Annotated in this window: 17 protein-coding genes; 6 read left to right on the forward strand and 11 right to left on the reverse strand. The window is 32.3% G+C overall.

The genetic code is table 11. From position 1 onward, the window contains the following. Nucleotide 1: 1 nt before the first annotated feature. The 6 genes from ACVCZW_RS08375 to ACVCZW_RS08400 all read right to left on the reverse strand — a co-directional run bounded on the left by ACVCZW_RS08375 (nucleotide 2) and on the right by ACVCZW_RS08400 (nucleotide 4,000). The gene (locus tag ACVCZW_RS08375; protein WP_452231197.1) at nucleotides 2-229 is read right to left on the reverse strand and encodes a VF530 family protein; all 228 of its coding nucleotides are present in this window, start codon (nucleotides 227-229) and stop codon (nucleotides 2-4) included. A gap of 11 nt (nucleotides 230-240) precedes the next feature. Then, nucleotides 241-399 carry a hypothetical protein gene (locus ACVCZW_RS08380; RefSeq protein ID WP_452231196.1) on the reverse strand — a complete coding sequence of 53 codons (159 nt, stop codon included), beginning with the start codon at nucleotides 397-399 and terminating at the stop codon, nucleotides 241-243. A gap of 38 nt (nucleotides 400-437) precedes the next feature. Then, a complete protein-coding gene (locus ACVCZW_RS08385; protein ID WP_452231195.1) occupies nucleotides 438-647 on the reverse strand; it encodes a DUF6500 family protein in 210 nt (69 codons plus the stop codon). A 2-nt stretch (nucleotides 648-649) separates the two neighbouring features. Beyond that, nucleotides 650-1,945, reverse strand: a complete 1,296-nt coding sequence (locus ACVCZW_RS08390; protein ID WP_452231194.1) for a DEAD/DEAH box helicase — start codon at nucleotides 1,943-1,945, stop codon at nucleotides 650-652. 82 nt (nucleotides 1,946-2,027) lie between these two features. Then, complete coding sequence (locus ACVCZW_RS08395) at nucleotides 2,028-3,071, reverse strand: GMP reductase (RefSeq protein ID WP_452231193.1); 1,044 nt, start codon at nucleotides 3,069-3,071, stop codon at nucleotides 2,028-2,030. 188 nt (nucleotides 3,072-3,259) lie between these two features. Then, nucleotides 3,260-4,000 (reverse strand): hypothetical protein, encoded by a 741-nt coding sequence (locus ACVCZW_RS08400; protein WP_452232143.1) that lies wholly within the window; start codon nucleotides 3,998-4,000, stop codon nucleotides 3,260-3,262. Nucleotides 4,001-4,169: 169 nt separating this feature from the next. Between ACVCZW_RS08400 and ACVCZW_RS08405 the strand changes: the two genes are divergently transcribed. Further along, the gene (locus ACVCZW_RS08405) at nucleotides 4,170-5,261 is read left to right on the forward strand and encodes a DUF3667 domain-containing protein (protein ID WP_452232144.1); all 1,092 of its coding nucleotides are present in this window, start codon (nucleotides 4,170-4,172) and stop codon (nucleotides 5,259-5,261) included. A gap of 103 nt (nucleotides 5,262-5,364) precedes the next feature. Here the strand turns inward: ACVCZW_RS08405 and uvrA are convergent, their stop codons facing one another. Further along, a complete protein-coding gene (gene uvrA, locus ACVCZW_RS08410) occupies nucleotides 5,365-8,151 on the reverse strand; it encodes an excinuclease ABC subunit UvrA (RefSeq protein ID WP_452232145.1) in 2,787 nt (928 codons plus the stop codon). A 237-nt stretch (nucleotides 8,152-8,388) separates the two neighbouring features. Between uvrA and ACVCZW_RS08415 the strand changes: the two genes are divergently transcribed. Beyond that, nucleotides 8,389-8,973: an RNA polymerase sigma factor gene (locus ACVCZW_RS08415; RefSeq protein ID WP_452231189.1), complete on the forward strand. Its 585-nt coding sequence runs from the start codon at nucleotides 8,389-8,391 to the stop codon at nucleotides 8,971-8,973. 50 nt (nucleotides 8,974-9,023) lie between these two features. Then, on the forward strand, nucleotides 9,024-9,170 hold the full coding sequence (locus tag ACVCZW_RS08420; RefSeq protein WP_452231188.1) for a hypothetical protein: 147 nt from the start codon (nucleotides 9,024-9,026) through the stop codon (nucleotides 9,168-9,170). Nucleotides 9,171-9,233: 63 nt separating this feature from the next. Here ACVCZW_RS08420 and ACVCZW_RS08425 read toward each other — a convergent pair whose 3' ends face one another. Continuing rightward, nucleotides 9,234-9,815 (reverse strand): GNAT family N-acetyltransferase, encoded by a 582-nt coding sequence (locus tag ACVCZW_RS08425; protein WP_452231187.1) that lies wholly within the window; start codon nucleotides 9,813-9,815, stop codon nucleotides 9,234-9,236. A gap of 24 nt (nucleotides 9,816-9,839) precedes the next feature. After that, the gene (locus ACVCZW_RS08430) at nucleotides 9,840-10,496 is read right to left on the reverse strand and encodes an endonuclease III domain-containing protein (RefSeq protein ID WP_452231186.1); all 657 of its coding nucleotides are present in this window, start codon (nucleotides 10,494-10,496) and stop codon (nucleotides 9,840-9,842) included. 31 nt (nucleotides 10,497-10,527) lie between these two features. Between ACVCZW_RS08430 and bcp the strand changes: the two genes are divergently transcribed. Continuing rightward, the gene (gene bcp / locus ACVCZW_RS08435; RefSeq protein WP_452231185.1) at nucleotides 10,528-10,980 is read left to right on the forward strand and encodes a thioredoxin-dependent thiol peroxidase; all 453 of its coding nucleotides are present in this window, start codon (nucleotides 10,528-10,530) and stop codon (nucleotides 10,978-10,980) included. A gap of 55 nt (nucleotides 10,981-11,035) precedes the next feature. Here bcp and ACVCZW_RS08440 read toward each other — a convergent pair whose 3' ends face one another. Beyond that, nucleotides 11,036-12,490, reverse strand: coding sequence for a TonB-dependent receptor (locus tag ACVCZW_RS08440; RefSeq protein WP_452231184.1), 1,455 nt, complete (start codon nucleotides 12,488-12,490; stop codon nucleotides 11,036-11,038). Between the two features lie 129 nt (nucleotides 12,491-12,619). Between ACVCZW_RS08440 and ACVCZW_RS08445 the strand changes: the two genes are divergently transcribed. Together ACVCZW_RS08445 and ACVCZW_RS08450 are read left to right on the forward strand one after the other, a co-directional pair. Continuing rightward, nucleotides 12,620-13,381, forward strand: coding sequence for an MBL fold metallo-hydrolase (locus tag ACVCZW_RS08445; RefSeq protein WP_452231183.1), 762 nt, complete (start codon nucleotides 12,620-12,622; stop codon nucleotides 13,379-13,381). Nucleotides 13,382-13,393: 12 nt separating this feature from the next. Further along, nucleotides 13,394-13,897 (forward strand): hydrolase, encoded by a 504-nt coding sequence (locus ACVCZW_RS08450; protein WP_452231182.1) that lies wholly within the window; start codon nucleotides 13,394-13,396, stop codon nucleotides 13,895-13,897. A 74-nt stretch (nucleotides 13,898-13,971) separates the two neighbouring features. On the opposite strand, the gene ACVCZW_RS08455 is transcribed toward ACVCZW_RS08450, so the two are convergent. After that, nucleotides 13,972-14,628, reverse strand: coding sequence for an alpha/beta hydrolase (locus ACVCZW_RS08455; protein ID WP_452232146.1), 657 nt, complete (start codon nucleotides 14,626-14,628; stop codon nucleotides 13,972-13,974).

A 14,628-nucleotide genomic window follows, 5' to 3' on the forward strand; every position in this document is an offset into this window, starting at 1 on the left:
ATTAATTACGCTTTTTAGAAAGCATTTTTAAATACAAATTCTCCACTTTGGTTCTAGCCCAAGGCGTACGTCTTAAAAACTTTAAACTAGATTTTACAGAAGGATCCTCTGTAAAACATCTAATTTTTATGGTATAGCCTAAATATTCCCAACCATAATGAGCAACCAATTCGTTTATAATTTGCTCTAGTTTGACACCATGTAAAGGGTTGTTAGGTTGTGTATTCATAATGAATTCTGTTATAAGGCTGGTTTGCTAACTTTTCCCGTAATTACTAATCCAATTCCGATACCAATTAAAACGCCAGAAACAAAATCAGTAGCATCATTTTCTAAAGTGAACTGAATAATAATTCCGATAACTAATAGTACTAATCCTATAATTCTTGTTTTATTCATATTTCTTTGTTTTGCGTGTTTGACGTAACAATAAGTAACTATTCGACTAAAGCCTTAATCTTAACCGCTTTTTCAAAATGGTCTAACTTTTGTGTCATAATCCACCAAGTGGCAGCTTCCATTAGTAATTCAGGATTTTCATTTTTGTTCGCGAAAAAGGCGTAAAATGATAAACCTACATTTTCGCCTTTTTGCTGAATTTTTAAAGTACAGACTTTAATTATTTTATCTCTTAAAGCTTCTGTCATTTTTATGAATTTCTGGTACGTCTAGAATTTCCACTTTTATTTCTATTCGAGTTATTCGTTGCTTTGTTAGAAGAAGCTTTTCCTTTTCCTCTAGAATTAGAATTTCCTCCTCCAGAGTTTCTTCCTCTCCCTTGACCTTGTTTTGCTGGTTCTGTTGGTTCATTCGGATCTGGTTCAAAACCTTCTAATGTTTCCGAAGGAATTTTCATTCCAACTAATTTTTGAATATCTCTTAAATAACCAAGTTCTTCCGTACATACTAAAGATAATGCTTCTCCTTTAGCTCCAGCACGACCAGTTCTACCAATTCTATGCACGTAATCTTCGGATATATTTGGTAACTCAAAATTTACAACATGCGGAAGTAACGGAATATCTAATCCTCTTGCAGCAATATCTGTAGCTACTAGTACATTTACTTTTCCGTTTTTAAAACCCGCTAATGCTTTGGTTCTAGCTCCTTGACTTTTATTTCCATGAATGGCAGCTGCAGGAATATTTGCTCCTACTAATTTCTTAGTCAAATTATTGGCACCATGTTTTGTTCGTGTAAAAACTAAAACTTGATTCCATTGTCCATCAATAATAAGCTTTAAAAGTAAAGCTGTTTTTTTAGCTTTTGCTACACGATATACCTTTTGGTTAATAGCATCCACTGTTGTGTTTTCTGGAGTAGCTTCTACTTGAATAGGGTCTTTTAGAATACCATTAGCAAGTTTTTTAATGTCTTTAGAAAACGTAGCTGAAAACATTAAATTCTGTCTTTTAGCTGGCATTAACTTCATTACACGCTCGATATCTCTTAAAAATCCCATGTCTAGCATTCTATCTGCTTCATCTAAAACAAATATTTCAACACGTTTTAAAGATAGTAAGCCTTGGTTTTCTAAATCTAATAAACGACCTGGAGTTGCGACTAAAACATCAACACCTTGACGTATGGTTGCAGCTTGTGGTTTTTGGTTTACTCCACCAAAAATAACAGCGCTTCGGATGTCTAAAAACTCACTATATTCTTTAACGTTAGCATACACTTGTGCAGCTAATTCACGTGTTGGCGTTAATATTAAAGCACGTATTGGTCTATATTTTTCTTTCGGATTTTCGGAAAGTAAATGTAATAAAGGCAAGGTGAAACCTGCAGTTTTTCCTGTTCCTGTTTGTGCCGAAGCTAAAACATCTGCTCCTAATAAAATTGGAGGAATTGCTTTTTGTTGAATTGGACTTGGAGTAGTATATCCTTTTTTCTGGATTGCTTTCAATAAGGCTTCTGATAAGCCTAAAGATTTAAATGACATATAGTAATTGTTAAATGACAAATTATATATGCCATTTTTTTATAAGTTGCAAAGGTACGTTTATTTATTTTGGTGTCCCTGTTTATTCTTTAGTATAAACTTGATTCTCTTGCTCGGCAACACGAATAAAAGTAGTTCTTTTGGTAAGTTCTTTTAAACGAGATGCACCAACATAAGTGCAAGTACTTCGTAAACCACCAAGAATATCTAGTAAAGTGTTTTCTACTTTTCCTTTAAATAAGACTTTAACGGTTTTACCTTCGCTAGCTCTATATTCTGCAACACCACCAACATGTTTTTCCATAGCAGTATTAGAACTCATACCATAAAATTGCTTGTATTGTTTTCCGTTTTCAGTTATGCTTTCGCCTCCAGATTCTTCATGACCAGCAAGCATACCGCCCAGCATTACAAAATCTGCACCAGCACCAAAAGCTTTTGCTATATCTCCTGGAGTTGTGCAACCACCATCACTAATAATATGGCCTCCTAAACCATGCGCTGCATCTGCACATTCAATAATTGCAGATAGTTGCGGATAGCCAACACCTGTTTTTACACGTGTGGTACAAACGCTTCCCGGACCAATACCTACTTTTATAATGTCCGCTCCAGAGAGTAATAATTCTTCAACCATTTCACCAGTAACTACATTTCCTGCAATTATTACTTTGTTAGGATATTGAGTTCTTGTTCTTTTTACAAAATCTACAAAATGTTCTGAGTAACCATTAGCAACATCAATACAAATAAATTTATAATTCGGATTCACTTTAAAAATAGAAGCGAGCTTTTCGGCATCCTTTTGTCCTGTTCCCGTACTAATTGCAATATAATTTTCAATACCTTCCGGAGAATTCTTAGAAAAATTTTCCCATTCGGCAATAGAGTAGTGCTTATGTATTGCTGTAAATAGTCCTTTTTCGCTTAATGCTAAAGCCATTTCAAAGGTGCCAACGGTGTCCATGTTGGCAGCCATAATTGGAATGCCTTTCCATGTGATTTTACTATTTAAAAATTTAAATTCTTGTTGTAAAGATACTTGTGACCTGCTCTTTAAAGTAGAACGTTTTGGTCTTATCATTACATCTTTAAAACCGAGTTTAATATCGTATTCGATACGCATTTGTGGTTAAGAGTTTTGGATTACTTTCAAATGTAAATGATATTCTATTCTTGTAAAAATGAAATATCTTTATGGAAGGAATTAATTATTAACAAGTGTTGATAGTTATAGGAAACATAAAAACCTCACGAAGTCGCTTTGGGAGACTGTCTCGTGAGGTTTTCGTTATTATTTTATAAAGGTTATTTCTAACGCTTTGCTTTTTTTAATTTTTTAAGTTTTTTCTGCTTAACGGTTTTACCCTCTTTTTTGTAGTAGTAAAAATCATCGTTGTTATAATTGTTGTGATCATTATCCCAATCATTATGGCTATCAAAATGATGAATAGAACATGAGTGCATTCCACAAACACCACAACCTTGGTTGCTATAGTTTACATGCCCATTTATTGCTATTACGTTTCCGCTTCTATCATATCTAATATATAAACCACCAACTTGATCTAACATGCCATATCTGTTATAATTAATGTACACAGAGCCCAAGCGTTTTACTTGTCCTTCTCTGTTATAGTTAACAAATACATTTCCAATTCTTCTCACTTTTCCATCTCTATCATGTGTTATAATAACGCCTCCTCTTGGTATATTTGATGTTGCATAGGTTACTCTAGTTCCTGGAGCTCCAAAAGTAGTATTGACAGATCTTGTTCTAGTGCTAGTTCTAGTATTTGTGTTCACACGTGTATTTGTTGTTCTGTAATAATTGTCACCTTGTGAATAGTCTAGATTGGTATTAAAATCAAAACTTCCGTCAGGAAAAATTAGGAACTCCACGCCACGTTCTACAAATTGAATTGGTTGTGCAAAACTGTAGCGTGAAATATTTAAATCTTCACCTTGTTTTTGTGTTGCAGTATTTTTTTCTGCTGCTGTTACAGTTGTTAATGTGATTAACATTCCTGTAAATAATAGTACTAATTTTTTCATAGTATTTAGGTATTAGATTATGCCTACTCATTTAGCTTTTCGGCGTACGCTATTTGTTTTGTAAGTTTCAATTGTCATGCCAAAAATGTAATCACATGTTAGTCAGTATTTTAAGTGTGATATTTTTGTCCTTTCTTTTTTCTATTTTTATGCAAACCAACCAAATACCATGTCTGTACAGTTAAAAGATTGTAAGAATTGCGAAAAACCTTTTGATGAAGCTTATGAATTTTGTCCACATTGCGGACAAAAGGATAAAGACGAATTAACTCTTGGTGTTTTATTTTACAATACGATAAGTAACTATTTTTCTTTTGATGCTCGTTTTTTCAAAAGCTTTTTTCCGCTACTATTTAAACCAGGTTATTTAGCGGAGAAATTTATTGAAGGCAAACGTTTATTGTATTTACATCCAGCACAAATGTATTTGTTTGTGGCTATCGTTTTTTTCTTTTTGAATTCTTTTCGAATTGACAATTGGTCTAATCAACTTGATTCCCAAATAGGAAAGGTATTTAAAGGAAATGAAGTAATAAACACCAATACAGGAAATCGAGTAACAGATTCTATTAATGGAGTAAAACTAACCAATAGGATAAAGCAAGACTCTATAGATAGAATAGAAGTTAGAGAAGTTTTAGAAGCGAATAAGATATACACTGGTTTTTCAGAGAAGCAAATAGATTCTATTATTTCGAGTGAAGGTTTTAGGGCTGTAGATTTTTCTTTTGATTTTACCAAAAAGTTAGATTCTTTAATAGCAGTAGATGCTCCTAATAAAGTAATTTATAAGGAGATGGGAGTAGAAGGTGCTAGCGGAAGGTTCTCACAACGCCTTCTTTCGCAAGGATTAAAGTTTTATAAACAACGAAAAGCTGGTGGTATATTTCAATCTTTTTTTGATACTATGTCTATTGCAATGTTCTTTATTTTACCAATTTTCGCTTTACTACTGAAACTGTTTTTCAGAAAGAGCGGACGTTATTCACACCATTTGGTATTCAGTTTTTATTATTTTGCTTTCTTGTTTACTGTTTTTAGTCTGATTGTAGGAGTTAATTATATTGTAGAAATTCCAAATTGGATAGATTGGCTGATTGTATTCTCTACTTTTATTTATCTTTTTGTAGCTATAAAACGCTTTTACAAACAAGGATGGTTTAAAAGTTATTTGAAAACAAGTTTAGTCACCTTGCTGTTTTTTCCAGTGGTGTCCATTGCAGGAAGTATTGTACTTGTGTTTGCCATTTTGTTGTATTAGATTTTATAGTACAAAGGAATAACAAAAAGTGAGAGAAGGAAACTTCTCTTTTATAACCCTAAAATTATCACTTCTTGAAAAGTTCCTGGCAATCACAATTATATTATAGTTTGTCCTTTAAATATTTTCCAGTAATGGAAGCTTTGACTTTTACAATTTCTTCAGGTGTTCCTGCAGCTACTAGTTTTCCACCAGTTTCTCCACCTTCGGGACCTAAATCTATAATATGATCTGCACATTTAATCAGTTCTATATTGTGTTCTACTACAATAATAGAATGTCCTTTTTCAATTAAAGCATAAAAGGATTTTAAAAGCTTTTGTATATCATGAAAGTGTAATCCTGTGGTTGGTTCATCAAAAATAAAGAGCGCTTTTTCTTGTCTGGAACCTTTTCCTAAAAAGGTTGCAAGCTTAATACGTTGTGCTTCTCCACCAGAAAGGGTAGAAGAGCTTTGTCCTAAAGTAACATACCCTAAACCTACGTCTTGTAAAGGTTGTAGTTTTCCTTGAATCTTAGTTTGTTCATGTGCTGCAAAAAAAGCAATTGCATCATCAATAGTAAGATTTAAAATATCGTCTATGTTTTTGTTCGCAAAGGTTACTTCTAAGACTTCCTTTTTAAAACGCTTTCCTTTACAGGTTTCGCATTCTAAATGTACGTCTGCCATAAACTGCATTTCAATAGTTACTTGACCTTCTCCTTTACAGGTTTCACATCGTCCTCCATCGACATTAAAACTAAAATGTTTGGCTGCATAATTACGAATCTTACTTAATTTCTGACTTGCATACAAAGCACGAATATCATCATAAGCTTTTACATAGGTCACAGGATTAGAACGTGAAGAACGACCAATTGGATTCTGGTCTATAAACTCAATGTGTTTTACATTGGAGTAGTTTCCTCTTAACTCGGTAAACTGTCCGGGTTTATCCCCAAAACCAGTTAAGTGTTTTTGTATAGCAGGAAACAAAATTTTCTTGACAAGTGTACTTTTTCCACTTCCGGAAACTCCAGTAACCACGGTTAACATTCCTAAAGGAAAAGTAACATGTATATTTTTAAGATTATTTTCTCTCGCTCCAACAACTTCTACAGCATATTTTGAGGTTCTTCGTTTTTTAGGAACTTCAATTTTTAGCGTTTCATTTAAATATTGGGCAGTTAGTGAATTAGAAGCTAAAATGTCTTTAAAAGTTCCGGTTGCAACAACGTGACCACCTAAAGTTCCAGCTTCTGGACCAATATCAATAATTTCGTCTGCTTCTTTCATGATGTCTTCATCATGCTCTACCACAATTACTGTATTTCCTAAATCACGAAGTGCTTTTAGAACAACAATCAAACGTTCTGTATCTTTAGGGTGCAGACCAATACTTGGTTCATCTAATATATACATAGAACCTACCAAGCTACTACCTAAAGAGGTCGCAAGGTTTATTCGCTGACTTTCTCCTCCAGAAAGGGAATTTGATTTTCGGTTTAAAGTTAAATAGTCTAAACCTACGTTAGATAAAAAGGAAAGTCGGTTGTTTATTTCTTTTAAAAGTCGTTTTGCAATGGTAATATCATTATCATTTAACTCTAATTGTTGAAAGAAAATAGCCAATTTATTTAATGGCATTTCTACCAAATCGGTAATCGTTGCTCCACCAATTTTAATATAATTAGCTTCGACACGTAAACGTTTCCCATTACAAACTTTACATTTTGTTTTTCCTCGGTAACGCGATAACATTACTCGGTTTTGTATTTTGTATGCTTTGCTTTCTAATTCGGCAAAGAAATTATTTAGACCTTCAAAATATTGGTTCCCCGTCCAAATTAATTGCTTTTGTTCTGCGCTTAACTCAAAATAAGGTTTATGAATAGGAAAATTATAATGATGCGAATTATTCACCAATTGATCTTTATACCAACTCATGCTTTCTCCTCGCCAAGGAAAAATAGCATTCTCATACACCGAAAGTGCCGTATTAGGAATTACTAAATCGTCATCTATTCCAATAACATCACCATAACCTTCACATTTAGGGCAAGCTCCATACGGGTTATTAAAACTGAATAAATGCACATTTGGTTCTAAAAACAAAATGCCGTCTAATTCAAATTTATTACTAAAGTGCTGTTGTTTATTATCGCTTAAAGTTTCTATGTAACATTCTCCTTTTCCTTCAAAAAAAGCAGTTTGAGTTGCATCTGCTAGTCGGTTATAAAAATCTTCATCATCTTTTGTGATAATTCGATCTACCACCAAAAAGATATCTTTTACATTCGCTTTAATATCCTGGGTTTCGTCTAAGCGAATTATATCCTCTTTAACTTTAATTCGAGCATATCCTTGCTGATTTAGAACTTTCAGTTTGTCTTGTAATTCTCTTCCTTCTTCTAAATGAATAGGAGCGAGGAGCAATAGTTTTTCTCCTTCCGCAAAAGATCTTACATATTTAATGACATCTGCAACGGTATCTTTTTTTACTTCTCTGCCGGATTTAGGAGAGTATGTTTTTCCTATTCTAGCAAATAAAAGCTTTAGGTAATCGTAAATTTCTGTACTCGTACCAACGGTAGAACGCGGATTTGTAGAATTTACTTTTTGCTCGATAGCAATTGCTGGAGCAATCCCTTTAATGTAATCTACTTTGGGTTTATTTAATCTTCCTAAAAACTGTCTTGCATAACTAGATAAGCTTTCTACATATCGTCTTTGTCCTTCTGCATATAAGGTATCAAAGGCTAAACTAGATTTTCCAGAACCAGATAAACCGGTAATTACTACTAATTTGTTTCTTGGTATTACGACATCTATATTTTTAAGGTTATGCAATTTTGCACCTTTTATAATGATGTTTTTTTTAGGATTTACTTCCGAAATATTAGTGTTCATAAGCTTTTAAAAGAATAATTCTGCAAAGATACTACAACTAGTTCAGCTTAAAAAATAGATTATTGTGTAATAAAATGTTAAAAAAAGTATTTATTTTTTGTTTTTTAGGAATGATTCTTGTTATATTTGACTCATACTAACATATATAACAAAATACTAGCTTATAGCATAACATTACTTTTTAAATTTTAACCCCAAGTATTAGAAGGCTTCCTTCTATGCGAAAAAGTAATCATTATGCAAAAAGAACTTATAACCGACGCTACTCTTGTTAGTAACTACATTAAAGGAGATGAAGGCGCACTAGGAATTTTAATTACTAGACACAAACAGCGAATTTACAGTTTTATATACTCTAAGGTATATGATAAAGATATTGCGGAAGACATTTTTCAAGATACTTTTATTAAGGTAATACGAACATTAAAAAAAGGTTCTTATAACGAAGAAGGTAAGTTTTTACCTTGGGTTATGCGTATATCGCACAACTTAGTTATTGATCATTTTAGAAAAAGTAATAGAATGCCTAAATTTAGTAATACTGGTGAGTTTAGTATTTTTTCTGTACTTAGTGATAGCGCTTTAGATGCTGAAAAAACACTAATTAAGGAACAAGTAGAACATGATGTTAGACGCGTTATGAATGAGCTTCCAGAAGATCAAAAAGAGGTTTTGGTAATGCGTATGTATAATGATATGAGTTTTAAAGAAATTTCTGAAAAAACGGGTGTAAGCATAAATACCGCTTTGGGGAGAATGCGTTATGCTTTAATTAATATGCGAAAAATTATTGATAAGCATAATATTATTTTGACAAATTAACAATAATATAAAGTTTGTTACGTTTTTAGGGAATAACAAACACATTTTAAATGGCAAAACTTTACTCTAAGCATCCTGAAAAGGAACAATTAAACTTGAACCCTAAGAAAGAAACAGTAGATTTTCTTCTTAGTTATTCTAAAGCATTACGTGTATTACAATTTAATAATATGAAGTTTGAAACACTTCTTAACTAAATAAAAAAAGTCCGGATGTAGTTATCCGGACTTTTTTTATACCATTAAATGATTTTAAAGGAATTAATTGAGTCTTAAAAAGTACATGGAAAACCCTAGGGATTCTTCTTTTTTAATGACTTTAAATCCGAATTTTTGATACATTTTTACATTCTTTAAAGATGCAGCATCAATTATTACTGGTAATTCTGTATTTATATATTTATTTTTTACTTCTATCATTAATCGAGCGGCAGTTCCGTTTTCTTTATATTCGTCTCTAACACCCATAATCATAGGTCTAATATGGTTTTCTTTCGGATAGTTCTTATTCGCAATTATTTGTCTTTTTAAAACGCCGTAAACATGTGCAATACCAATGCACTTAAAGGCTAATTTAATATCTAAAGCTATGGTTTTATAGGTTACCTTTTCCTTGTGCGGAAATTTTAATAGTAAACATGCTTTATTGTTATTAGAAATATAAACTTCTCCAAATAAAATTGCTCTTTCAAATAGATACTCCATCAATATATGCATGCGTTCTATTCTTTTTTCATCTTGTTTTACTACTAGATTTATCGAATTGTTCTCTTGTAATGGTGAAAATGCAGAAACTAATATTTCTGATACTATTTTTTTATCTACGTAAGTTGCTTTTCTCAAATTAATAAGGTGTTAGTCGTTTTATTATTTTTTTGAATTGTAATATGCTTTTAAAACCGTACTTCTGCCAATAGTTTTAGTAATAATATCTTTTTCTAAATCCCAACCTCTAGCAGGAGAGTATTCTCTACCATACCAAATAATTTGTAAATGTAAGTCATTCCATATTTCTTCAGGAAAAATACGTTTTGCATCTTTTTCAGTTTGGGTTACATTTTTTCCGTTGGTTAAATTCCAGCGATACATTAATCTGTGAATATGAGTATCTACAGGAAAAGCAGGAACTCCAAAGGCTTGACTCATTACTACACTTGCTGTTTTGTGTCCAACCGCTGGAAATGCCTCTAAAGCTTCATAGCTTTGAGGTACTATTCCGTTGTGTTTTTCAATTAACATTTTAGATAAACCATAAATACCTTTGCTTTTCATTGGTGACAAACCACAAGGTCTAATGATTTCTTTAATCTCTTCCACAGATAATTTTACCATATCATAAGGATTGTCTGCTTCTGCAAATAACAATGGCGTGATTTTATTAACGCGTACATCTGTACATTGCGCAGATAGTAAAACGGCAACTAATAAAGTATACGGATCTTTATGATCTAGCGGAATTGGTATTTCCGGATAAAGTGCATTTAACGTTGTTATAACAAAATCTACTTTTTCTTGTTTCGTCATTATTGTATCTTTGATAGCAAAAATAACAATTATGACGACATTACAAGTAGGAGATACCGTTCCAAATTTTACAGTTAACAATCAAGATGGTGAATCTGTATCCTTAAGTGATTATAAAGGGAAAAAACTTATTGTTTTCTTTTACCCAAAAGCGAGTACGCCAGGTTGCACAACAGAAGCTTGTAACTTGCGTGATAACTACAAAGTATTGCAAAATCAAGGGTATGAATTGCTTGGTGTAAGTGCCGATTCTGAAAAAAGACAAACCAATTTTAAAAATAAATATGAATTTCCTTTTCCTTTATTGGCAGATGAAGATAAAGTGGTAATTAATGCCTTTGGTGTTTGGGGAGAAAAGAAATTTATGGGAAAAACCTATGATGGCATTCATAGAAAAACGTTTCTAGTAGATGAAAATGGAGTAGTAGCTCGTGTGATTGATAAAGTAAAGACAAAGGATCACGCAGCGCAGATTTTAGAATAAAAAAAAACGACCATTATAGTAATGGTCGCTTTTTAATTTTTATTTAAACTGTAGTTTATTGATCTTCACTATAAAGTTCTTCCGTTTCACAACTAAATAAACTTTTTTGTTTTATAATTTTAGATACACCTTCAGGAAGCATGCTTTCCCAACCAGATTCTCCGTTAGATATCATTTTTAAAACCGTACGAGAAAATACAGAAAGTATTTTAGGGTCATAATCTGCTATATCTACAACTTTTCCGTTGTATTTAAAGAATTTATACAATTCTTTCATTCTAGGATGCACTTTTAAATCTTCACTAGTAGTTAAGGTACCATCTCCATTTTCCATAGGATATAAGTACACACGTAAATCTTTAAAGAATAATTTACCAAACGCTTCTAAAATTCCTCCACTTAAATGGCGATAATATTTTTCGTCAAAAATATCGACTAGATTATTCACACCCATTGCAAGTCCCATTCTAGCTTTCGAGTATTGTGAGAAGTATTCCACTAGTTTATAATACTCTTGAAAGTTTGAGATTAGAACGGTTTGACCAAGCGAACAAAGTAATTTTGCTCTATCCATAAAGTCTTGCTCGTCAATTTCTCCTTCTGCACGTAGATTAGATAAAGTAATTTCAAACACTACTTGTGTTTTCTCTTCGTCTACTTTATTTTCTTTAATAAACATGTCATAAGACTTATGGAACATATCCATATTTACCTTAGTAACCGGTCTAAAACTACCACGAAGTGCTAAAATATTCTTTTTATAAAGTACTCTTGCTGGTAAAACATTGTTGCCATCTGGAGCAAACATGACCGCATCTGTCATGCCATTTTTAACCAGTTGTAAACTCATTAATCTATTATCTACATCTTCAAAAGCAGGTCCGGAGAAATTAATAGTATCAATTTCTAACTGGTCTTTATCTAAGTGATCGTATAAATATTTTAATAATTTTTTAGGTTCATTATATTTATAGAAAGCACCATAAATAAGGTTTGTTCCTAAAATACCTAAAGTTTCTTGCTGTAATCTAGCATCATTTTCTTTAAAACGAACATGTAGTATAATCTCGTTATAATCTTGATCTGGATCTATTTGGTACTTAATACCTACCCAGCCATGACCTTTGAATTTTTTAGCAAAATCGATAGTTGCTACGGTATTTGCGTACGAGAAAAATAATTTATTAGGATGGTCGTCACGAGTTAATCGCTCTTCCATTAATCTAACTTCATGATTTAGCATCTTACGTAAACGTGCCTCTGTTACATAACGTTTATCTTCTTCAATACCATAAATGGCATCACTAAAGGCTTTGTCATAAGCAGACATTGCTTTTGCAATGGTTCCAGAAGCTCCTCCAGCTCTAAAAAACTGACGTACCGTTTCTTGTCCGGCGCCAATTTCGGCAAAAGTTCCATAAATGTTTTCATTTAGGTTTATTCGAAGTGCTTTTGTTTTTAACGAAGGGATTTCATCAAATTGTTTATCACCTTTAATGGTTATTTCCATTTTAAATTTGGTTTACATGCTTTTAGATTACCATTTATACATTGAACGTATAAAGGGCATAACAAAGATATTAAATTAGTGTACCAAACAAAAAAATAAACTTATTTTTGTTTTAAAATCTATAGATAATTGAAAGTAACTTTTCTTGGCACAGGAACTTCGCAAGGTATTCCAGTTATTGGAAGCACACATCCCGTTTGTTTAAGCGATAACGCGAAAGATAAAAGATTGCGCGTTTCTGTAATGATAACGCATAATGATAACGTTTATGTTGTGGATTGCGGGCCAGATTTTAGAGCGCAAATGCTAAATCAAAATGCGACTACATTAGATGCTATTTTATTTACGCACGAACATGCAGATCATACTGCAGGATTAGATGATATTCGTCCTTTCTTTTTTAAGCAAGGCGATATACCTATTTATGCACATGAAAGAGTGATTAAATCCCTTCGTAAACGATTTGATTATATTTTTGAAACCGAAAATAAATATCCTGGAGCACCAAGTGTAATAGAAAATGAAATTACGAATACTTCTTTTTTTATAAGCGATTTAAAGGTAATTCCAATTAATGGCATGCATCATAATTTGCAAGTTTTTGGATTCCGATTTGAAGATTTCGCATATTTAACAGATATGAAAACCGTTGCAGACGAAGAGGTTGAAAAGCTTAAAGGTTTAGATGTCTTGGTCGTTAATGCATTACGTGAAAAAGAACATATTTCGCATTTTAATTTAGAAGAAGCACTTGCATTTATTGAAAAAGTAAAACCTAAAAAAGCCTATTTAACGCATATAAGCCATTGGCTAGGTTTTCATGATGAAGTACAACAAAAACTTCCTGAAAACGTTTTCCTGGCTTACGATGGATTAACCCTTAACCTATAACTAATTACTATTATGAAGAGTAAAATTTTTATGTACTTGTTTATTTTTGCAGCATTACTTGTGGTGTTTCAATATGTGAATTCTAAAAAAGTATTTGAAGCAGATAAAGTGCAACTAGAAGGCTATGTAAATAAAATTGAAAAGTATAAAGATTCTGTTACTGTTTTGGGAGACAAAGCTTTTCAATACGCAGAATTTAGTTTGGGATATTCGGATGAAGCTTTAAATTACATTGAAAAACGTGGTTATGAAAGTGATCAATTAATTGCACTTATTGAAGAATCGCTTTATGAGTTAAATTTAAAAGAAGGAGATAATCCTTTAGTGCCTTACGCCGCAATGTCTTCGGGTGGAAAAATGATTATTAATGCCATTCGCGTACTAAACCACAAATGGTTAATTTGTAACTTTAATGATGGCGAATATTGGGGTGAATTATTTTTAAAATATACTATTGGTGAAAATGGTAAACTTACTTTTGAGGTAGTAGATTCTTTGTTGTATCCTACTAATTAAAAAAATGTTTATATAAAAAAAGACCACTAATTTTAGTGGTCTTTTTTTATATTTATTAATCAGATTATTGGTATTTATATTTTATCCGCTAACCATTCTTTTAAAGCATAGAAATTTTGAGGAGCAACACCATGACCAACAGGAAATTCACTGTATTCATGTTTGATGTTTAAAGATTTTAAAAAGACTGGAGCTTTTCTCGCCCAATCTACAGGAATAACTTGATCTGCACTACCATGAGAACAATAGAAGTTAAGACCAGAATAGTCTTTAGTTTCTACATCTTCTGGTAAAATTGCAGGATTTATATAACCACTTAAAGCGATGATGTTTTTCACTTTTTCTGGATAGGTTAACGCTACACCATAACTTAAAATAGTTCCTTGACTAAATCCTAAAAGCGATACATTATCTTTATTTACAGGATAGTTAGCAATTGCTTCATCTATAAATTTTGCAATAAGATCTCTCGATTGTTTTGCTTCTTCGTCATCACTCCATTTAGCACCTGTAGCATCAAAATTGATGGTATACCAAGCGTTTCCATAAGGTTGCATGGCTTGTGGAGCTCTTACAGAAATTATAAATAACTCTTCTGGTAATTCGGCAGCAAAAGAAAACAAGTCATTTTCGTCACTTCCATAACCATGAAGTAGAATAAGTAAAGGCGCGTTTTCTTTTAAAGAAGATTCACGAATGATATGATGAAGGGAAAGGTTTTGTGTAGTCAT

The organism is Lacinutrix sp. MEBiC02595, from assembly GCF_053601555.1.